This window comes from Streptomyces sp. NPDC005794, from assembly GCF_042871445.1.
Lineage (GTDB): Bacteria > Actinomycetota > Actinomycetes > Streptomycetales > Streptomycetaceae > Streptomyces.
This window is the reverse complement of the sequence record NZ_JBIAIN010000001.1, coordinates 182,840-202,975: the sequence shown is the minus strand read 5'-3', so window position 1 is coordinate 202,975 and position 20,136 is coordinate 182,840. Positions and strand designations below refer to the sequence as shown.

Annotated in this window: 20 protein-coding genes; 9 read left to right on the top strand and 11 right to left on the bottom strand. The window is 69.4% G+C overall.

Translation table 11 applies throughout. The annotated features are described in order from the left end of the window. Positions 1 to 43: 43 nt before the first annotated feature. Both ACFYQ5_RS00950 and ACFYQ5_RS00945 read right to left on the bottom strand, forming a co-directional pair. Positions 44 to 1,000, bottom strand: a complete 957-nt coding sequence (locus ACFYQ5_RS00950) for a pirin family protein (RefSeq protein ID WP_389191174.1) — start codon at positions 998 to 1,000, stop codon at positions 44 to 46. A gap of 269 nt (positions 1,001 to 1,269) precedes the next feature. Next, entirely contained in the window at positions 1,270 to 1,710 is a 441-nt protein-coding gene (locus tag ACFYQ5_RS00945; protein ID WP_073750539.1) for an SseB family protein, read from the bottom strand. Positions 1,711 to 1,881: 171 nt separating this feature from the next. Between ACFYQ5_RS00945 and ACFYQ5_RS00940 the strand changes: the two genes are divergently transcribed. The 3 genes from ACFYQ5_RS00940 to ACFYQ5_RS00930 all read left to right on the top strand — a co-directional run bounded on the left by ACFYQ5_RS00940 (position 1,882) and on the right by ACFYQ5_RS00930 (position 5,504). Then, positions 1,882 to 3,708 (top strand): acyl-CoA dehydrogenase, encoded by a 1,827-nt coding sequence (locus ACFYQ5_RS00940; RefSeq protein ID WP_389191171.1) that lies wholly within the window; start codon positions 1,882 to 1,884, stop codon positions 3,706 to 3,708. Between the two features lie 167 nt (positions 3,709 to 3,875). After that, the gene (locus ACFYQ5_RS00935) at positions 3,876 to 5,177 is read left to right on the top strand and encodes a M18 family aminopeptidase (protein ID WP_389191168.1); all 1,302 of its coding nucleotides are present in this window, start codon (positions 3,876 to 3,878) and stop codon (positions 5,175 to 5,177) included. A gap of 105 nt (positions 5,178 to 5,282) precedes the next feature. Then, positions 5,283 to 5,504, top strand: a complete 222-nt coding sequence (locus ACFYQ5_RS00930; RefSeq protein WP_389191165.1) for a DUF6458 family protein — start codon at positions 5,283 to 5,285, stop codon at positions 5,502 to 5,504. A gap of 36 nt (positions 5,505 to 5,540) precedes the next feature. Here the strand turns inward: ACFYQ5_RS00930 and ACFYQ5_RS00925 are convergent, their stop codons facing one another. Then, entirely contained in the window at positions 5,541 to 7,352 is a 1,812-nt protein-coding gene (locus ACFYQ5_RS00925) for an NHL domain-containing thioredoxin family protein (protein WP_389191162.1), read from the bottom strand. A gap of 64 nt (positions 7,353 to 7,416) precedes the next feature. On the opposite strand from ACFYQ5_RS00925, the gene ACFYQ5_RS00920 reads away from it, so the two are divergent. Next, positions 7,417 to 7,923 (top strand): LURP-one-related/scramblase family protein, encoded by a 507-nt coding sequence (locus tag ACFYQ5_RS00920; RefSeq protein WP_389191159.1) that lies wholly within the window; start codon positions 7,417 to 7,419, stop codon positions 7,921 to 7,923. A gap of 98 nt (positions 7,924 to 8,021) precedes the next feature. Here ACFYQ5_RS00920 and ACFYQ5_RS00915 read toward each other — a convergent pair whose 3' ends face one another. Beyond that, entirely contained in the window at positions 8,022 to 8,819 is a 798-nt protein-coding gene (locus ACFYQ5_RS00915; RefSeq protein ID WP_389191156.1) for a carbon-nitrogen family hydrolase, read from the bottom strand. 199 nt (positions 8,820 to 9,018) lie between these two features. Here ACFYQ5_RS00915 and ACFYQ5_RS00910 point away from each other — a divergent pair, with 199 nt between their 5' ends. Then, positions 9,019 to 9,843 (top strand): maleylpyruvate isomerase family mycothiol-dependent enzyme, encoded by an 825-nt coding sequence (locus ACFYQ5_RS00910; RefSeq protein WP_389191153.1) that lies wholly within the window; start codon positions 9,019 to 9,021, stop codon positions 9,841 to 9,843. Positions 9,844 to 9,930: 87 nt separating this feature from the next. Here the strand turns inward: ACFYQ5_RS00910 and ACFYQ5_RS00905 are convergent, their stop codons facing one another. Together ACFYQ5_RS00905 and ACFYQ5_RS00900 are read right to left on the bottom strand one after the other, a co-directional pair. Then, complete coding sequence (locus ACFYQ5_RS00905) at positions 9,931 to 11,238, bottom strand: nitrate/nitrite transporter (RefSeq protein WP_389191150.1); 1,308 nt, start codon at positions 11,236 to 11,238, stop codon at positions 9,931 to 9,933. Then, entirely contained in the window at positions 11,235 to 11,918 is a 684-nt protein-coding gene (locus ACFYQ5_RS00900) for a GntR family transcriptional regulator (protein WP_389191147.1), read from the bottom strand. Before ACFYQ5_RS00900 ends, ACFYQ5_RS00905 begins: the two co-directional genes overlap by 4 nt. Positions 11,919 to 12,187: 269 nt before the next feature. On the opposite strand from ACFYQ5_RS00900, the gene ACFYQ5_RS00895 reads away from it, so the two are divergent. Beyond that, positions 12,188 to 13,087 (top strand): D-alanyl-D-alanine carboxypeptidase family protein, encoded by a 900-nt coding sequence (locus tag ACFYQ5_RS00895; RefSeq protein WP_389191144.1) that lies wholly within the window; start codon positions 12,188 to 12,190, stop codon positions 13,085 to 13,087. A gap of 77 nt (positions 13,088 to 13,164) precedes the next feature. On the opposite strand, the gene ACFYQ5_RS00890 is transcribed toward ACFYQ5_RS00895, so the two are convergent. Next, positions 13,165 to 13,347 carry a DUF397 domain-containing protein gene (locus ACFYQ5_RS00890; protein ID WP_389191141.1) on the bottom strand — a complete coding sequence of 61 codons (183 nt, stop codon included), beginning with the start codon at positions 13,345 to 13,347 and terminating at the stop codon, positions 13,165 to 13,167. Between the two features lie 2 nt (positions 13,348 to 13,349). Beyond that, positions 13,350 to 14,228 carry a helix-turn-helix domain-containing protein gene (locus ACFYQ5_RS00885; protein WP_389191139.1) on the bottom strand — a complete coding sequence of 293 codons (879 nt, stop codon included), beginning with the start codon at positions 14,226 to 14,228 and terminating at the stop codon, positions 13,350 to 13,352. Between the two features lie 211 nt (positions 14,229 to 14,439). On the opposite strand from ACFYQ5_RS00885, the gene ACFYQ5_RS00880 reads away from it, so the two are divergent. Next, complete coding sequence (locus ACFYQ5_RS00880; RefSeq protein ID WP_389191137.1) at positions 14,440 to 14,943, top strand: ATP-binding protein; 504 nt, start codon at positions 14,440 to 14,442, stop codon at positions 14,941 to 14,943. On the opposite strand, the gene ACFYQ5_RS00875 is transcribed toward ACFYQ5_RS00880, so the two are convergent. From ACFYQ5_RS00875 to pdhA, 3 genes are read right to left on the bottom strand one after another with little or no spacing between them, the layout of a single operon-like run. Next, positions 14,930 to 16,327 carry a dihydrolipoamide acetyltransferase family protein gene (locus tag ACFYQ5_RS00875; RefSeq protein WP_389191134.1) on the bottom strand — a complete coding sequence of 466 codons (1,398 nt, stop codon included), beginning with the start codon at positions 16,325 to 16,327 and terminating at the stop codon, positions 14,930 to 14,932. The two genes, ACFYQ5_RS00880 and ACFYQ5_RS00875, sit on opposite strands and share 14 nt — an antisense overlap. Positions 16,328 to 16,338: 11 nt before the next feature. Beyond that, positions 16,339 to 17,319, bottom strand: coding sequence for an alpha-ketoacid dehydrogenase subunit beta (locus ACFYQ5_RS00870; protein ID WP_389191131.1), 981 nt, complete (start codon positions 17,317 to 17,319; stop codon positions 16,339 to 16,341). 2 nt (positions 17,320 to 17,321) lie between these two features. Further along, positions 17,322 to 18,482, bottom strand: coding sequence for a pyruvate dehydrogenase (acetyl-transferring) E1 component subunit alpha (pdhA, locus tag ACFYQ5_RS00865; RefSeq protein ID WP_389191128.1), 1,161 nt, complete (start codon positions 18,480 to 18,482; stop codon positions 17,322 to 17,324). A 345-nt stretch (positions 18,483 to 18,827) separates the two neighbouring features. Between pdhA and ACFYQ5_RS00860 the strand changes: the two genes are divergently transcribed. Beyond that, complete coding sequence (locus ACFYQ5_RS00860; RefSeq protein ID WP_389191126.1) at positions 18,828 to 19,487, top strand: response regulator; 660 nt, start codon at positions 18,828 to 18,830, stop codon at positions 19,485 to 19,487. A gap of 242 nt (positions 19,488 to 19,729) precedes the next feature. Next, complete coding sequence (locus tag ACFYQ5_RS00855; protein ID WP_389191925.1) at positions 19,730 to 20,134, top strand: pyridoxamine 5'-phosphate oxidase family protein; 405 nt, start codon at positions 19,730 to 19,732, stop codon at positions 20,132 to 20,134. Positions 20,135 to 20,136: the final 2 nt, after the last annotated feature.

Below are 20,136 nucleotides of genomic sequence, written 5' to 3'. Positions count from 1 at the left end.
CGTACGGGTGACGGACCGTCACCCGTCCGCCCGGCGGCGTCGGTCACATGCCGTGGACGGCCGGGACCTTGCCGAGACGGCCGGCCTGGAAGTCCTCGAAGGCCTGCTTGAGCTCGTCCTGGGTGTTCATCACGAACGGCCCGTAGTGCGCCATGGGCTCACGGATCGGGCGCCCGCCGAGCAGCACGACCTCCAGGTCCGGCGTGTTGCCGTCCTGCGTCTCGTCGGCACGCACGGTCAGCGAGGACCCCTTGCCGAAGACCGCGGTCTGTCCGGTGTGGACGGGGCGGCGCTCCGCACCGACGCTGCCGCGCCCGGCGAGGACGTACGCGAGGCCGTTGAACTCCTCGCGCCAGGGCAGCGTCACCTCGGCGCCGGGCCGGACCGTCGCGTGCACCATGGTGATCGGGGTGTGCGTGATGCCCGGGCCCTCGTGACCGTCGAGGTCACCTGCGATGACACGGAGCAGCGCGCCGCCGTCCGGGGAGGCGAGGAGCTGGACCTGGCCACCGCGGATGTCCTGGTAGCGCGGCGCCATCATCTTGTCGGCCTTGGGCAGGTTCACCCAGAGCTGGAGGCCGTGGAACAGGCCACCCGACATGACGAGGGCCTCCGGCGGCGTCTCGATGTGGAGGAGACCCGAGCCGGCCGTCATCCACTGGGTGTCGCCGTTCTCGATGGAGCCGCCGCCACCGTGACTGTCCTTGTGGATGAAGCTGCCGTCGATGATGTACGTGACGGTCTCGAAGCCGCGGTGCGGGTGCCAGGGGGTCCCCTTCGGCTCACCGGCGGCGTACTCCACCTCACCCATCTGGTCCATCATGATGAACGGGTCGAGGTGCCGGTAGTTGATCCCGGCGAAGGCACGCCGCACCGGGAACCCCTCACCCTCGAAACCGCTCGGCGCGGTCGTGACGGTCAGCACGGGACGGGCCACGGCCTCGGTCTGGGCCGCGACCTTCGGCAGGGTCAGCGGGTTTTCGACGGTCACTGCGGGCATGGGAGCCACCTCCGGGAGTCTTCTGATCCCAATTTAGTTGAACGGTGAACATCTTGCAAGGCGGCATTCATTCCCGCCCGCCCCGAACCGCCCCCTGGACCGCCTCCGGACCGCCTCCGGACCGCCTCCGGACCGCCTCCGAACCGACGACGGACCCGCCCCACGACCTGCCCCCGGACAGCGCTGAGGGCCCGCACCGGGGTCGATGCGGGCCCTCAGACCACCTCAGGGCCGGGACGGCGCTTCAGCCATCCGCGACGTAGCGGCCTCTAGCCGTACATCCGGCGCATCGCGAAGTCCACCATCTGCTCCACCGCCTTGGCGTCGAAGACCATGCGGTGGTCGCCCTCCATGTCCAGGACGAAGCCGTAGCCGGTCGGCAGCAGGTCGATCACCTCGGCGCCGGTGATCACGAAGTACTTGGACTCCTTGCCCGCGTAGCTACGGAGCTCCTTGAGCGTGGTGAACATGGGGATCACCGGCTGCTGGGTGTTGTGGAGGGCCAGGAAGCCGGGGTTGTCCCCGCGCGGGCAGTAGACCTTCGCCGTGGCGAAGATCTGCTGGAAGTCCTCCGCGGACAGCGAACCGGTCGTGAAGGCCCGTACCGCGTCTGCCAGGGACGGCGGCGAGGGCTCGGGATACAACGGCTGCTCGCCGTAGCCGCCACCCATCTGCTGCTGTGCACCTGGGTTCTGGTCGTAGCCATACATGCGGCAAAGAGTAATCGGACACATCTGCACCTTGAGGGGTTGCGTCTTATTACTGACGGGTAGCATCATCGTGGGGGTCAGGTGATATACCCACGCCAGGCCGTCCGCCGCCCGAACCTCACTCCTCCACGGGGCGCTGCGCGCCACTGCTATTGATTACGGAGCCTTCCCATGGGGCACTACAAGTCGAATCTCCGCGACATCGAGTTCAACCTCTTCGAGGTCCTCGGGCGCGACAAGGTGTACGGCACCGGTCCCTTCGCGGAGATGGACGTCGACACCGCGAAGAGCATCCTGGACGAGGTCACCCGCCTCGCGGAGAACGAGCTCGCCGATTCGTACGCCGACGCCGACCGCAACCCGCCGGTCTTCGACCCCGAGACGAACACCGCGCCCGTCCCGGCCTCCTTCAAGAAGTCCTACCAGGCCTTCATGGACTCCGAGTACTGGCGCCTGGGCCTGCCCGAGGAGATCGGCGGCACGACCTCCCCCCGCTCCCTGATCTGGGGTTACGCGGAGCTTCTGCTCGGCTCCAACCCGGCGGTCTGGATGTACTCCTCCGGCCCCGCGTTCGCCGGCATCCTCTTCGACGAGGGCAACGAGGCGCAGAAGAAGGTCGCCGAGATCGCCGTCGAGAAGCAGTGGGGCTCGACGATGGTGCTGACCGAGCCGGACGCCGGTTCGGACGTCGGCGCAGGCCGCACGAAGGCGGTCGAGCAGGAGGACGGCTCCTGGCACATCGAGGGTGTGAAGCGCTTCATCACCTCGGGCGAGCACGACATGTCCGAGAACATCCTCCACTACGTGCTGGCACGCCCCGAGGGCGCCGGCCCGGGCACCAAGGGTCTCTCCCTCTTCCTGGTCCCGAAGTTCCACTTCGACTGGACCACCGGCGAGCTCGGCGAGCGCAACGGCGTGTACGCGACGAACGTCGAGCACAAGATGGGCCTCAAGGCGTCGAACACCTGCGAGATGACCTTCGGTGACCAGCACCCCGCCAAGGGCTGGCTGATCGGCGACAAGCACGACGGCATCCGTCAGATGTTCCGCATCATCGAGTTCGCCCGCATGATGGTCGGCACGAAGGCCATCGCCGCCCTGTCGGCGGGCTACCTCAACGCGCTCGAGTACGCCAAGGAGCGCGTCCAGGGCACGGACCTGTCGCAGTTCATGGACAAGACGGCCCCCAAGGTCACCATCACGCACCACCCCGACGTGCGCCGCTCCCTCATGACGCAGAAGGCGTACGCCGAGGGCATGCGCTCCCTGGTGCTGTACACCGCCTCCGTCCAGGACGCGATCCAGGCCCAGGAGGCCGCGGGCGAGGACTCCAAGGCGCTCAACGGCCTCAACGACCTGCTGCTCCCGATCGTGAAGGGCTACGGCTCCGAGAAGTCCTACGAGCAGCTCGCGCAGTCGCTCCAGACCTTCGGCGGCTCCGGTTACCTCCAGGAGTACCCGGTCGAGCAGTACATCCGTGACGCCAAGATCGACACCCTGTACGAGGGCACGACGGCGATCCAGGGTCAGGACTTCTTCTTCCGGAAGATCGTCCGCGACCAGGGCGCCTCGCTCAACGCCCTCTCCGAGGAGATCAAGAAGTTCCTCGCGGACGCCCACGGCAACGAGGAGCTGTCCGGCTCGCTGGACAACCTCGCCAAGGCCGCGGTGGACCTGGAGGCGATCGTCGGCACGATGATCACCGACCTCACCGCGACCGGCGAGGACGTCAAGAACATCTACAAGGTCGGCCTCAACACCACCCGCCTCCTGATGGCCTCCGGTGATGTCGTCGTCGGCTACCTGCTGCTCAAGGGCGCGGTCGTGGCCTCCGAGAAGCTGCGCACCGCCTCCGCCAAGGACGCCCCCTTCTACCAGGGCAAGATCGCCGCGGCGAAGTTCTTCGCCGCGAACATCCTGCCGGGCGTCTCCGGTGAGCGCGCGCTGGCCGAGGCCGTCGACAACTCGCTGATGGAGCTGGACGAGGCCGCGTTCTGACACCTGCCCGACCGGCTCCACGAGGGCCCGCGTCCCCGGCTTTCCGGGGACGCGGGCCCTCGCGTCGTCCCGGTCCGGAGAAACGTCACAGCTGCCCGGATCCAGCCGGTGGAGGCACTGCGACGGTGACGAGTCCGGGCGGTGGGGCAAGTCGTAGGGTGTGGCTCATGAGCACATCTCCCGCCCGCTTCGACCGCGGTCACACCGACGACCTGATGACCTTTCTGATGGCCTCCCCCTCCCCCTACCACGCCGTGGCCTCCGCCGCGGCCCGGCTGGCGGAGGCAGGTTTCCAGGAGGTCGAGGAGACCGCGGAATGGGACGCCACCACGGGTGGGAAGTACGTTCTGCGCGGCGGGGCGATCGTGGCCTGGTACGTGCCGGAGGGGGCCACCGCCCACACCCCGTTCCGGATCGCGGGGGCACACACCGACTCCCCCAACCTGCGGGTCAAGCCGCTGCCCGACACGGGTGCGTACGGCTGGCGCCAGATCGCCGTCGAGATCTACGGCGGGACGCTCCTCAACACCTGGCTCGACCGCGACCTCGGCCTCGCCGGGCGGATCTCGCTGCGCGACGGAACCCACCGGCTCGTCAACATCGACCGTCCGCTGCTGCGCGTGCCGCAGCTGGCCGTGCACCTGGACCGGTCCGCCAACACCGACGGGCTCAAGCTCGACCGCCAGAAGCACATGCAGCCGATCTGGGGGCTCGGCGAGGTCGAGGAGGGCGACCTCATCCGCTTCGTCGCCGAGGAGGCGGGCGTCGACGCCGCCGACGTCATCGGGTGGGACCTGATGCCGCACGCCGTCGAGCCGCCGGCCTACCTGGGCCGGGACCGTGAGCTGCTCGCCGGGCCGCGCATGGACAACCTGCTCTCCGTCCACGCCGCGACGGCCGCGCTCGCCGCCGTGGCCGGGCGGCCGGACGACGAGCTCCCGTACATCCCGGTGCTCGCCGCCTTCGACCACGAGGAGAACGGCTCCCAGTCCGACACCGGCGCGGACGGCCCGCTGCTCGGCACGGTCCTGGAGCGCACCGTGTTCGCCCGCGGCGGTTCGTACGAGGACCGGGCCCGGGCGTTCGCGGGGACCATCTGTCTCTCCTCCGACACCGGTCACGCGATCCACCCCAACTACGCCGAGCGGCACGACCCGACGCACCACCCGGTGGCCAACGGCGGCCCGATCCTCAAGGTCAACGTCAACATGCGGTACGCGACGGACGGCAGCGGCCGTGCCGTGTTCGCGGCGGCGTGCGAGAAGGCGGGCGTGCCGTGGCAGACGTTCGTCTCCAACAACGCGATGCCCTGCGGCACGACCATCGGTCCGATCACCGCCGCCCGTCACGGCATCCAGACCGTCGACATCGGCGTCGCGATCCTGTCGATGCACAGCGCCCGCGAACTGTGCGGCGCCGACGACCCCTACCTGCTGGCGAACGCCCTGGCGGCGTTCCTGGCCGGCTGACCCCTCCGACTCCTCGACGCGCCACCGGGACATGATGGTTGCCGGGCCGGGTACGCGATCGGTACACCGGCCCGGAGTCACCGGGCCGTCGAGGAGGCGGAAACCATGGGACTCGGAGGCTGCATTCTCCTGATGGGTGCCGGGGCGATACTGGCGTTCGCCACGGACTGGGAGATGGATACCGTCAACGTCGACCTGGTCGGCTGGATCATGATGCTCGTCGGTCTCATCGGAGTCTTCGTCTACGTGAGCATCGCGCGTCGCCGCCGTATGGTCGTGCCGCCCACCACCACGGTCGTCCCGGAGGACGAGCGCCGCTACCGGTGACAGACCGCGCGCCGTCGCGGGCGGCGTCGTCAGCCGTCAGCCCTGCTCGTCCATCCCGGCCAGCACCAGCGGGAGCCTGGACGTCCCGGTTGCGGTGACGCTCACCGGGACGCCCCAGTCCTGCTGGTGCACATGGCAGGCGGGGTACTCGTTCGCCGGGTCGTCGTCGCAGGACGCCGCCATCGCGGACACGTGCAGGACGCCCTCGGTGAACCCGTCCGCCAGGACCAGGTCACGGCTCAGATCCGTACCGGGGCCCGACCCCTCGGCCAGGAGCTCCGGCGGGGTCGAGGAGACCAGCAGCCGGGTGGAGGGACCGTACCGGGTGTCCAGCTTCTGACCGGCGGGCGCCTGGAAGACCACGTCCAGCCGCAGGGTGCCGGCGGCGACCTCGGTGGCCGCCCGCTGGGTGCGGTGGGCGCGGTCCGCGACGCGCACGGCTTCCTCGGGCAGCCGCAGCCGGGTCAGCCGGTGCCGCGCGGACTCGACGACGACCAGGTCGCCGTCCACGAGCACCGCGTCGCTCGGCTCCCGTAGATCCGTGGCCAGCGTCGTGACCTCGCCGGTCTCCGGGTCGAAGCGGCGGAGCGCGTGGTTGTAGGTGTCGCTGACGGCGACGGAGCCGTCCGGCAGGGCCGTGACGCCCAGCGGGTGCTGGAAGAGCGCCTGTCCGGCGGGGCCGTCGCGGTGGCCGAAGTCGAAGAGGCCGGTGCCCACGGCCGTGTGGACGGCGCCCTCCAGGTCCACGTAACGCAGCGCGGAGGTCTCGGGGTCGGCGACCCAGAGCCGGTCCCCGGCCGCGGCCAGGCCGGACGGCTGCGCGAACCACGCCTCGGCGCCGGGGCCGTCGACGAGACCCTCGTTCGTCGTACCGGCGGCGACCCGCACCGTGCCCTGCTCGGGGTCGTAGGTCCACAGCTGGTGCACTCCGGCCATGGCGATCCACAGCCGGTCGTCGAACCAGGCGATGTCCCACGGTGAGGACAGGTCCACCTCCGTGGCCGGGCCACTGGTGGCGGAGCCCTGCCACCACTGACGGCCCGTCCCGGCGAGCGTGGTCGTCACGCCCGTCGCGAGGTCCAGGGCCCTGATCGCGTGGTTGACCGTGTCCGCGACAGCGATCCGGCCGTCCGGCAGGAGTGCGAGGCCCTGCGGTTCGCTGAACCGCGCCTCGGTCCGGCCGCCGTCCGCGAGCCCACGCTCGCCGCTCCCGAAGTGCCCGCGCACGGTCTCCCCGTCGGCGTCGAGCTCGACCAGACGGTGGCGGGTGGTGTCGGAGACCAGGAGTCCGCCGTCGGGGAGCGCGAGCGCCTTGCCGGGGAAACGCAGGTGTGTGGCGACCGGCTCCGGAGCGACGTACGGGCCGTCGCCGCGGCGCAGCGTGCCCTTCTCGGCGTGCTCGGCCTCCAGCTCCTCGACCAGCTTCTCGATGGCGTGCGCGTGCCCTTCACCCGCGTGCTGGGCCACGACATACCCCTCGGGGTCCACGACGACGAGCGTGGGCCAGGCCCTGACCGCGTACTGCTTCCAGGTGGCGAGCTCCGGGTCGTCGAGGACGGGGTGGTGCACCTCGTACCGCTCGACGGCGTCGACCACGGCCTGGTGCTCGGCCTCGTGCACGAACTTCGGGGAGTGGACACCGATGATCACCACCGTGTCGCGGTGCTTCTCCTCCAGCTCACGCAGCTCATCGAGCACATGCAGACAGTTCACACAGCAGAAGGTCCAGAAATCCAGGATGACAATGCGTCCCCGCAGGTCAGCAAGGGTGTACTGCCGGTCGCCTGTATTGAGCCAGCCGCCCTTGCCGATCAGTTCGGGGGCGCGGACACGTGCACGTGCTGTCATGACAACAGTCAACAGCACCGTGGCCTGCCCGCATTCCGGTGAGGCGTCGGGGAACCTGTGATCCATGAGACTTCTCGTACGTGAGCGACTGTTCGGCGTCGGCGACGACTACTGGATCGAGGACGCGGACGGGCGGAAGCTCTTCCTCGTCGACGGCAAGGCCATGCGGCTCCGTGACACCTTCGAGCTGAAGGACACGAACGGCCGGGTGCTGGTGGAGATCCGCCAGAAGCTGATCAGCCTGCGCGACACGATGATCATCGAGCGGGACGGCGAGGAGCTCGCCAAGGTCAAGCGGAAGCGACTCTCGCTCCTGCGCAACCACTACCGGGTGGTCCTGGTGGAAGGCACCGAGCTGGACGTCAGCGGCAAGATCCTGGACCGCGAGTTCGCCATCGACTACGACGGTGAGCTGCTCGCCCAGATCTCCCGGCGCTGGCTGACCGTCCGCGACACCTACGGCGTCGACATCGTGCGGGAGGACGCCGATGTGCCCCTGCTCGTCGCGGTGGCGGTGTGCGTGATCGTCCTTGCGGACAAGGAACACGACAAGGAGCACGGCGAGGGCTGACGCCCGAAGACCACGGCGAGGGCTGACGGCCGGAAGACACAGAGCGATGGCTCGGTTTCACGTGAAACCGAGCCATCGGACGTGTGTGTCCGTACGGATCAGGCCAGGCGACGCCGGGCCAGACCCAGACGGCGGTCCTTGAGGGCCGGGAACTGCTCCCGGGTGGTGGCGACCCTCGTCGGGTCGAACTCCACGGTCAGCACCTCCTCGGCCGCCCCGGCCTCGGCGAGCACCTCGCCCCAGGGGTCGACCACGATGCTGTGCCCGGCCTGCTCGACCCCCTCATGGGTGCCCGCCGAACCGACCGCCAGGACGTACGCCTGGTTCTCGACGGCGCGGGCCTGCGCCAGCAGCGTCCAGTGCGAGCGGCGGCGCTCCGGCCAGCCGGCCGCGACGACCAGGGTCTCGGCGCCCGCGTCGACGAGCCCCCGGAACTGCTCGGGGAAGCGCAGGTCGTAGCAGGTGGCGAGGCCGAGCGTGGTCTCCGGGAGGGCGACGGTGACGAGCTCCTCGCCGGCCCCCATCAGCACCGCCTCACCCTTGTCGAAGCCGAAGCGGTGGATCTTGCGGTAGGCCGCTGCCCGCTCACCCTCGGGCGAGAACACCAGCGAGGTGTTGTAGAGGGTGCCGTCCCCGGCGCGCTCGACGAAGGACCCGGCGTGCAGCCAGACCCCGGCCTCGGCCGCCGCCTTCGCCATGATGTCGTGCGTGGGCCCCTGCAGCGGCTCTGCCTCGTCGGCGAACGCGGTGTAGGCGAAGGCACCGACCGGCCAGAGCTCAGGAAGGACGACCAGGTCCGCACCCCGCTGGGCCGCAACCAGTGAAGCGACGCGCGCTCTACGGGAATTGACGGTTTCATCCGGGTTTACTGCGATCTGGATGAGGGAGGCGAGCACACTACCACCGTCCTGGCATGGAAGCCGTCAACGCGGGCCTACGATCGTCACACGAAAGCACTGCCGGGGTGCCTGCTCGCAGCGTAACTTAGCGAGCGAACCTCCACGCAGACCGCAGACAGCACCGTCGGTGCCGGCCATCCCGTCCGGCACTCCCTGCTCTCCAGCCCATGCACCGCAGAACCGCACGAGGGGTCCCGTGACCGTCCATCCCAGCCTCCAGACCTATGCCGATGCCTGGATCCACTCCGTGGAGTCGATATCCGAGCTGGTCAAGCCGCTCGTCGAGGGAGAGTGGAACCGCCGGACGCCCTGCCCGGCCTGGTCGGTGCGCGACATCGTCTCGCACGTCATCGGCATGGAGTGCGAGCAGCTCGGCGATCCCCGCCCGATCCACACCCTGCCGCGCGACCTCTACCACGTGCAGAACGACCACCAGCGCTACATGGAGATGCAGGTCGACGTACGGCGCCACCACACGGCACCGGAGATGACCTCGGAGCTGGAGTACACGCTCATCCGGCGCATGCGTCAGCTGCGCAACGAGTCGCGGGCCCCCGAGACCATGGTGCGGGCGCCGCTGGGCGCCGAGCAGACGCTGGAACTGGCACTGCACATGCGGGCCTTCGACGTCTGGGTGCACGAGCAGGATCTGCGCACGGCGCTGGGGCAGCCCGGCAATCTGGATTCCCCCGGCGCCCAGATCGTCCGGGACACACTGCTGGTCGGACTGGCGAAGGTGGTCGCCAAGGACGCGGGCGCGCCGCCCAATTCGGCCGTGGTCTTCGACGTGCACGGCCCTCTGGAGTTCCTGCGCACGGTCAGGGTCGACGGTGAGGGACGCGGATCGGTCGACGGCGCCCCGTCACTGGGCCCCGCGGCGACCCTGGCGATGGACTGGGAGACGTACTACCGGCTGGCCTGCGGCCGGGTCCGGGCCCAGGCCGTGGAGGACCTGGTCAAGATCGAGGGCGACCAGGACCTGGCGGCCGAGATCCTCCGCCACTTCGCCGTGACCCCGTAGGCCCGGTACTCTCGTAGGCCCCTTGCGCTGCGACCGGCGGCGCCCTCCCGTGGACGAACCGGGACGGGCGCGCCGCCGGGGACGCTGTCAGGCGGGCACGTGCACGGCCTCGACCCGGCTGACGACGTGGTGGTCGCGTTCCCGGTGCGTGGCTCCGGCGTGCAGCCGCAGGATCTGCACGACGCCGAGCACCTCCAGGACGAAGACCGAGGCGAACGCGATGCGGTAGTTGTCCCCGGTCGCGTCCAGCAGGACACCGACCGCGAAAAGCGTCGTCATCGAGGCGACGAAACCGCCCATGTTGACGATGCCGGACGCCGTGCCCTGACGTTCCGGCGGATTCGCCGGACGGCCGAAGTCGAAGCCGATCATCGAGGCCGGACCGCAGGAGCCGAGCACCGCACACAGGGTGATCAGCAGCCACATCGGCGCGTGATCGCCGGGGTAGAAGATCGTGGCCGCCCAGAGCAGCGCGGTCATCGCGACCGTGCCCAGGGCCAGCGGGGCACGCGCCGCGTGGTGGCGGGCGATGATCTGGCCGTAGACGAGCCCCACCACCATGTTGGAGAGCACCACCAGCGTCAGCAGCTCGCCTGCCGTGCCCCTGCTCAGCCCCTGCGCCTCGACCAGGAACGGCATGCCCCACAGCAGCAGGAACACCATCGCGGGGAACTGCGTGGTGAAGTGCACCCACATGCCCAGGCGGGTGCCCGGCTCCCGCCAGGAAGCGGCGATCTGCTTCCGCACGTACGCCGCTCCGGCGTGCTCGGCCGGCGGTGGCTCGTGACCCTCGGGGTGGTCCTTGAGGAAGAGCAGCAGCAGGACCAGCACCACTACACCGGCCAGCGAGCTGCCGACGAAGGTCGTGGTCCAGCCGAACCCGTGCAGGGCGCGGGCGATGAAGAGGGTCGAGACGAGGTTGCCCGCCATCCCGAAGAGCCCGGTCACCTGTCCGATCAACGGTCCGCGCCGGGCGGGGAACCACCGGGCACCGAGCCGCAGCACGCTGATGAACGTCATCGCGTCACCGCAGCCGAGCAGCGCGCGGGAGGCGAGCGCCATGCCGTACGAGGGGGAGAGCGCGAAGCCCAGCTGCCCCAGCGTGAAGAGCACCACCCCGATGGTGAGGACCTTCTTGGTGCCCAGGCGGTCCACCATGAGGCCCACCGGTATCTGCATACCGGCGTAGACGAGCAGTTGAAGGATGGAGAACGTCGACAGGGCCGAGGCGTTGACGTCGAAGCGGTCGGCGGCGTCGAGTCCGGCGACACCCAGGCTCGTACGGAAGATGATCGCGACGAAGTAGACGGCGACACCGATGCCCCAGACCCACACGGCACGCCGTCCGCCGGGCGGGTCCCCGGGCAGGGACAGGGTGGGGGTGGCGGAACTCATCGGTCCTCACCCCGGACCAGCACCTTGACCCGGCTGACGTGGCGCCGCACGACCTGCGCGGCGCCTTCGGCGTCACCGGCCCTGATGGCGTCCAGCAGCTCACCGTGCTCGGTGATGTTGGCGGCGATCCTGCCGGGGTGCGCCTCCATCACGGCGACGCCCATCCGCAACTGCCGGTCGCGGAGCTGGTCGTAGAGGCGGGAGAGGATCTCGTTGCCCGCGTTCTTCACGATCTCGGCGTGGAAGCAGCGGTCCTTCACGGACACCGCGGCCAGATCGCCCGCCTCGGCGAGCTCCCGCTGCTCCTCCAGAAGCTGTTCGAGCCGGGCGATCAGCTGTGCCGGTGCGGGCACGGCCTTACGCGCGGCGAACTCCTCCACCAGCAGCCGGGTCTCCACCACGTCGGAGATCTCCTGCGCGGAGACCGCGAGCACCAGCGCACCCTTCTTCGGGTAGAGCTTGATCAGCCCTTCGACCTCGAGGCGCAGCAGCGCTTCCCGCACCGGGGTCCGGGATACGCCGACGGCCTCGGCCAGGTCGCCTTCGGTGAGGAAGGTCCCGCCCTCGTAGCGGCGGTCGAGGACCGCTTCCTTGATGTGGGTGTAGACGCGCTCGGCTGCGGGCGGAGGCTTGGGATCCGCCTTGCGGGCGGCCGGTGAGGCGGCGGGTGCGGCAGGCATGCACACAGCATAGATACAAGATGGGTGCGTCCGCCTCCCCGTCCGCGATCCGGACGCCCGGCCGGACGTCCGACCGGGCGTCCGACCCGGCTCCCGACCCAGCTCCTGCCCCCGGCTCCTGCCCCCGGCTCCCGACCCGACTTCCGACAGGGCACCCTGGCGGGTGACAATCACCCGTTCGAGGGGGCATCCAATCGATCGCCTCGCGAGTCTCACCATCGAGCGGCGCCCCATGTAGCCGCATTTCAGGTGTATTTGGAGAATTCGACTTGAAAATCGGCCTCAAGAACATAAACCGCGCCAGTGCCGCCGCCACCGTGGCTCTCACCGCGGGTGCCGTCCTCGCGGGCAGCGCGTTCGCCTCCACGGCTCAGGCGGCGGCACCGCCGACGCCCACGATCACCGCCAAGGGCGGCTTCGTGATGAACAGCGGCACGGCGAAGACGCTGTACGGGAAGACTGCGGACACCCGCCGCCCCACCGGCTCCACGACGAAGATCATGACCGCCAAGGTGGTCCTGGCGCAGAAGAACCTGAACCTTGATTCCAAGGTCACGATCCAGAAGGCGTACAGCGACTACATCGTCAACAACACCGCTTCGTCGGCCCGGCTGATCGTCGGCGACAAGGTCACGGTCCGTCAGCTCCTGTACGGCCTGATGCTGCCGTCGGGCTGCGACGCCGCGTACGCGCTCGCCGACAAGTTCGGCTCCGGCACCACGCGCGCGGCCCGGGTGAAGTCCTTCATCGGCAAGATGAACGCCTCCGCGACGAGCCTCGGCCTGAAGAACACCCACTTCGATTCGTTCGACGGCATCGGCAGCGGCTCGAACTACTCCACGCCGCGCGACCTGACGAAGATCGCCGGCAGCGCGATGAAGAACAGCACGTTCCGCGCGATCGTGAAGACGAAGTCGACGAAGCAGAAGGTCACGACCAAGTCCGGCGGCTACCGCTACATGTCGTGGTCCAACAGCAACGCCATGCTGGGCAGCTACACCGGCATGATCGGCGTGAAGACGGGCTCGGGCCCCTCGGCCAAGTACTGCCTGGTCTTCGCCGCCACCCGTAACGGCAAGACGGTCATCGGGACCGTCCTCACCTCGACGTCCGCGACCACCCGGACCGCCGACGCGAAGAAGCTCCTGGACTACGGCTTCAAGAAGTAGCGCCGTGGTTCGCACGTGGGGCCCTGTTCGCGCGACGCGTGGGCAGGGCCCCTCTGTCGTTCCTACGGCTGCCCCGGCTACGGGTACCGGCGCAGGTCCGCTATGAAGCTGCCCCAGGCGGCAGGGGTGAGGACGAGGAAGCCTCCGTCGGACTGCTTGGAGTCACGGACGGCGACGGCACGGGGGAGGTCGCGGGCCACTTCGACGCATTCGCCGTTGCCGCTGCTGTAGCTGGACTTGACGAACTCGAAGTGACGCACGGCTACAACTCCTTGCGAATACGCCCTATCAAGGCAATGGAATCGCGGGGAGCGAGTCCGCATCGGGCGATACGGCTGAACGTGACGTTGTGACGGGCGGCGTCCGTCTCACTCTCCAGCCACAGCGTAGACGAAGTGGTGTCCATGTAGACCACGTCCATCGCGCCAGGTTCCGCAAACGACACGACGCTGAACGCGCTGGTCATGCCAGGGTGCGACCCGGCGAGGAAGGGGACAACCTGCACGGTGACATGTGGCTTGCCGGCGGCCTCCGCCAGATGTTCCAGTTGCGCACGCATCACCTCGCGACCACCGACCAGTTGCCGCAGGGCGCCCTCGCCCACGATCGCCCACAGCGCGAGTGGAGTGCTGTCCGAGAGGCGCGCCTGCCGGGCGATCTTCGCCTCCACGAAGCGCTCGATCTCATCCGGGTCGTCCCAGTCCGCGTTGCCGACCGCCAGCGCCCGCGCGTAGTCGGGCGTCTGGAGCAGACCCGGAACGAAAGCTCCCTGCCAGGTCCTGACCGCCGTCGCGATGTCTTCGAGCGCGACGTACTCGACCAGCGAGCGTAGCTCCGGATACTGGTTCCACCAGCCCTTCGCCTTCCGGCGCTCCCGATCCAGCCGGGCCACCTCCAGCAACCCGTTGACGAGCTTCAGGTCCCCGACGCCGTAGAACTCGCACAGGGTGCGGATGTCCGGGTCCCTCATCGGGACCCAGCCCCGCTCCATCTTGACGATCTTCGAGTTGGTCGCGCTGATGACCTGGGCCGCCTGCTGTTGCGTCTTCCCGGAGGCGTCCCGCAGACGCAGCAGCTCGCTACCGAGCCTGCGCGCCAGGACAGTTGACGACCGATTACCTTGCCGAGTCGCTCGATTCACGCGTCCAGTGTCCCGCCTCGCGGGCCGCATCGTCGACCCACCGTCCCCCATTGGGGACACTTGTCTCCGTTTCACTTGCACTCAAACCTCAGGATCGCTACGTTCAGCGCACATTCGCTCACGCAGCGGAACCGCTCGGCGGAAGTGCACCGCCCTGCCCTGCGCAGGTACCGGCACAGCCACCGCCCGCATCCACCGGAGGCACGCGCCCATGACCGCAGCCCGAGAGGACCCCGGCCCCGACTCCGTACTTCACGAAGACCGCCTCGACTACACGCCCACCGCCCGTAGCATCTCCCTGTGCCGTCGACGGGCAGCGCGCCTCGTCGCGGAGTGGGGGCAGCCCCACCACGCCGAAGAAGCCGAGCTCCTGGTCAGTGAGTTGGCGACCAACGCGTTGCTGCACGGTTGCATGCGCGGCCGGCTCTTCCGGGTGCACCTCACCCTCACCTCCGCCGTCCTCCGCATCGAGGTCAGCGATCCGCGCGGCGAGCGGCTGCCCGGGCTACGTGAGGCGGGTGCCGACGACTGTTACGGGCGCGGGCTGCTGATCGTCGCCCGACTCGCCGACCGGTGGGGTGTCGAGCCACGCACCGTCGGGAAGACCGTGTTCGCCGAACTCTCCCTACGAGGGCCAGGCATGGCGGTGGGCCCGCGCACACTTCGCGCGAGCCCACCTCATACACGTACCGCAGGGGCGACTACGCCCAGGTGATCAGCCGCTTCGGCTGTTCCAGGATCGCCGCGACGTCCGCGAGGACCTTGGAGCCGAGCTCGCCGTCGACCAGCCGGTGGTCGAAGGAGAGCGCCAGGGTGGTCACCTGGCGCGGCTTCACCTTGCCCTTGTGGACCCAGGGCTGGAGCTTGATCGTCCCGACCGCGAGGATCGCGGACTCGCCCGGGTTGAGGATCGGCGTACCCGTGTCGACGCCGAAGACGCCGACGTTCGTGATGGTCACCGTGCCGCCCGCCATGGCCGCGGGGGAGGTCTTGCCCTCACGTGCCGTGGAGACCAGCTCGCCCAGTGCCTCGCCCAGCTGGGGCAGGGTCTTGTCGTGCGCGTCCTTGATGTTCGGCACGATCAGACCGCGCGGGGTGGCGGCGGCGATGCCCAGGTTGACGTAGTGCTTCTGCACGATCTCCTGGCCGGCCTCGTCCCAGGCGGCGTTGATCTCCGGGTTGCGCTTGATCGCCACCAGGAGCGCCTTGGCGATGATCAGGAGCGGGTTGACCCGGACCCCCGCCATGTCCTTGTCCTCCTTGAGCTCCGCCACGAGCTTCATCGTGCGCGTCACGTCGACGGTCACGAACTCGGTGACGTGCGGCGCGGTGAAGGCGCTGCCGACCATGGCCTGCGCGATGGCCTTGCGTACGCCCTTGACCGGGATGCGCGTCTCCCGGGCGCCCGGGGCCGCCACCGGCACGGCCGGAGCCTGGACGGCGGCGGGTGCGGGTGCGGACGGCGGCGCGGGTACATCGGCGGCGGCCGGTGCGGCCGCCGCGTGGACGTCCTCACGGGTGATGATGCCGCCCTCGCCGGTGGGGGTGATCGTCGCGAGGTCGATACCCAGGTCCTTCGCGAGCTTGCGCACCGGCGGCTTGGCGAGCGGACGGCTCTCCGGGACCACCGCTCCCTGGCCGTTGATCTCGGCCTGGATCGCGGCGGCGGCCGGACCCGGGATCTCGGCACCCTTGCGGGCGCGGCGCTTGGTGGAGGTCACGGCCACGCCGTAGCCGACGAGCACCGGCTGCCGGCCCTTGGGCGCTTCCGGCTCGGGCTCCCGCACGGGCTCCCGCACCGCTGCGGGAGCCGCCGGGGCGTCACCGCTGCCGGGCGCCACGTCCACCGCGATGATCACCTCACCGACGTCGACGGTCGTGCCCTCGGGGAAGCGCAGCTCGTGCACCACCCCGTCGTACGGGATCGGCAGCTCGACCGCGGCCTTGGCCGTCTCGACCTCGCACACGACCTGGCCGTCGGTGACGGTGTCGCCGGGCTGGACGAACCACTTGAGGATTTCCGCCTCGGTCAGTCCTTCGCCCACGTCGGGCATCTTGAACTCACGGAAACGAGCAGACGTTTCGGTCATCGTCGTCACGAACCCTCTCCTCAGTACGCCAACGAGCGGTCGACGGCGTCGAGCACCCGGTCGAGGCCCGGCAGGTACTCGTCCTCGAGCCGGGCCGGCGGGTAGGGGGCGTGATAGCCGCCGACCCGCAGCACCGGCGCTTCGAGATGGTAGAAGCAGCGCTCGGTGATCCGGGCCGCGATCTCCGCCCCGGAGCCGTAGAACACCGGCGCCTCGTGGACCACCACGAGCCGGCCGGTCTTCTCGACCGAGGCCTGCACGGTGTCGAAGTCGATCGGGGACATCGACCGCAGGTCCAGGACCTCGACCGACGTGCCCTCCTCCTGCGCCGCTGCCGCAGCCTCCAGGCAGACCTTCACCATCGGGCCGTACGCGACGAGCGTGAGATCGGAACCCTCACGGGCCACGGCGGCCTTGTGGAGGGGGCCGGGGATGGACTCGGTGTCGAGCTCCCCCTTGTCCCAGTAACGCCGCTTGGGCTCGAAGAAGATGACCGGGTCGTCGCTCTGGACGGCCTGCTGCATCATCCAGTAGGCGTCGGCCGGGTTGGACGGCGAGACGACCTTCAGGCCCGCCACGTGCGCGAACAGCGCTTCGGGCGACTCGCTGTGGTGCTCGACTGCACCGATGCCGCCGCCGTACGGAATGCGGATGACGACCGGCATCTTGATCTTGCCGAGCGCGCGGGCGTGCATCTTCGCGAGCTGCGTGACGATCTGGTCGTACGCGGGGAAGACGAAGCCGTCGAACTGGATCTCGACGATCGGGCGGTAACCGCGCAGGGCCAGGCCGATCGCCGTACCGACGATGCCGGACTCGGCGAGCGGGGTGTCGATGACCCGGCCCTCGCCGAAGTCCTTCTGGAGCCCGTCCGTGATGCGGAAGACCCCGCCGAGCTTGCCGACGTCCTCACCCATGATGAGGACCTTGGGGTCGGTCTCGAGAGCCTTGCGCAACGAATCGTTGAGCGCCTTCGCGAGGGACATCTTCTCAACGGCCATGGCTAGTTGCCCTCCTCGGCGAACGATGCCTGGTAGGCGGCGAACTGGGCGCGCTCCTCGTCGACGAGCGGGCTGCCGTCGGCGTAGACGTGGTCGAAGATCGCCAGCCGGTCGGGTTCCGGCATGGTCCGCACCACCTCGCGCACCCGCTTGCCGAGGGCCTCGCTCTCCTCGTCCAGCGCGGTGAAGTACGCCGCGTCGGCGAACTCCTGCTTCTCCATGTACGTGCGCAGCCGCAGGATCGGGTCCTTGGCCTCCCACGCCGCCGTCTCCTCGTCCGCCCGGTACTTGGTCGGGTCGTCGGAAGTGGTGTGGGCACCCATCCGGTAGGTGAACGCCTCGACGAGGGTCGGCCCCTCACCCCGGCGGGCACGCTCGAGCGCGGACCTGGTGACGGCCAGGCACGCCAGTACGTCGTTGCCGTCGACCCGGATACCGGGGAAGCCGAAGCCCTGCGCGCGCTGGTAGAGCGGCACACGCATCTGCTTCTCGGTCGGCTCGGAGATGGCCCACTGGTTGTTCTGGCAGAAGAACACGACGGGAGCGTTGTAGACGGCGGAGAAGGTGAAGGCCTCCGCGACATCACCCTGGCTGGACGCGCCGTCACCGAAGTACGCGATCACGGCCGAGTCCGCGCCGTCCTTGGCGACGCCCATGGCGTAGCCGGTGGCGTGCAGGGTCTGCGAGCCGATGACGATCGTGTAGAGGTGGAAGTTGTTGGTGTTCGGGTCCCAGCCGCCGTGGTTCACGCCGCGGAACATCCCGAGCAGATTGGTCGGGTCGACACCCCTGCACCAGGCCACGCCGTGCTCCCGGTAGGTCGGGAAGACGTAGTCGTCGTCGCGCAGCGCACGGCCGGAGCCGATCTGCGCGGCCTCCTGGCCCAGCAGTGAGGCCCACAGACCCAGCTCGCCCTGGCGCTGCAACGCGGTGGCCTCGGCGTCGAAGCGGCGGGTCAGGACCATGTCCCGGTAGAGACCGCGGAGCTCGTCCGCGCTCAGGTCGATCTGGAACTCCGGGTGCTCGACGCGCTCGCCCTCGGGCGTCAGCAGCTGCACCAGCTGGGGGCCGGAACCCTCCGCCTTCTTCGCGGGCGTCTTGGCGGCGCTGGTCCGCTTGCTGCTGCGTCGCGGTTTACGCGCGGCAGTGCTCTCCACGGTCACGTACGTGCTCCTCCGTCGGTCCGGCCCCCGGGATGGCCGGGAACCAGTGCGGCTCGCCTGTGCCCGGACCCGTGCACGGGGTGGGTGCCACTCGGCCGGAACAGGCGTGACAGGTGCCCCGGCGAGCGTCCTGTCATAAGCACGTTACCCAGTGCGTCGCATAACTGCGAAACACCGTGTGACCTGCGTTTTTGCTTGGATTTCCAAGTAAATCGTGAAAATCGTGAACTCCCGCTGGTCACAGCACCGGTAACGGCCTGGCAGGCGGCCGGAACAACGGCACGTTATCCCGGCAGTCAGTCCCAGGGAAGGGCGGAGGAGAAGGGAGTGTGTGAGACTGCGAATGTGCGCGAAGAAGGAAAAATCACGGTATTCCTGCTCGATGATCACGAAGTCGTCCGGCGCGGAGTTCACGAGCTGCTGACCGCCGAGGAGGACATCGAGATCGTCGGCGAGGCCGGCACGGCGGCGGACGCGCTCGCACGGATCCCGGCGACCCGGCCCGATGTGGCCGTCCTGGACGTACGGCTCCCGGACGGCAGCGGGGTGGAGGTCTGCCGCGAGGTCCGCTCGGCGGACGAGAGCATCCACTGCCTGATGCTCACGTCGTACGCCGATGACGAGGCCCTGTTCGACGCGATCATGGCGGGTGCCTCGGGGTACGTGCTGAAGGCCATCCGCGGCAGCGAGCTGCTCAGCGCCGTACGCGACGTGGCGGCCGGCAAGTCCCTGCTGGACCCCGCGGCCACCGCCCGGGTGCTGGAACGGCTGCGGGAGGGCAAGGACGGCAAGGGCGACGACCGTCTCGCCGGGCTGACCGACCAGGAGCGCAGGATCCTCGACCTGATCGGCGAGGGACTGACGAACCGGGTGATCGGCGAGCGGCTGCACCTCGCCGAGAAGACCATCAAGAACTACGTCTCCAGCCTGCTCTCCAAGCTGGGCATGGAGCGGCGCGCGCAGGCGGCGGCGTACGTGGCGAGGCTGCAGGCCGAAAAGCGCTGATCCGGCGGGCAGGGACCTTGGGCCCTGCCCGCCGGGGGCGGCGGCCCCTTACCCCGCTCCTGTCCGTGGCGGAGAGTGGAGGCATGCTCTCTTCCCGCCCCTCCGGTTCCGGTACGGCGACGGGTATCTGCTCCTCCGGCCCCGCCGGGTCCCCCGCCCCCGCCGCTTCCGCCCCCTCCGCCGCCGGGTCTCCCGTCTCCGCCACGTCCGCTTCCACGGTCGCTTCCACGGTCGCGGACAAGCTGCGGGCCATCGAGCTGCTCGGCAGTGTCCGGTACGGCCGACTGGCCATGAGCATGCGCGCGCTGCCCTTCCTGGCGGTGGCCCGGCACCTGGTGATCGAGGGCCGTGTCGTCCTGCGGACGCACCGGGGTCTCGGCTTCCACGAGTCCTGCGACGGTAGCGTCATCGCCTATGGGGCGGACAACTTCAGCTCCCCCGCGTCCGGCGACGCGTCCGGCGTGGAAGACCTCTGGTCGGTGCAGTTCACCGGCCCCGTCGAGATCGTGCACCCGGCCTCCTACCAGCGCGGACGCTTCGGGCCAGGCCCGACGGAGGTGAACGGCGAGGCCTTTGATCCGGTGTATCTCCGGATCGATCCACAACTCGCCCTTATGCACACTTTGACCTTCGGCGCAAGTCCGTAAAA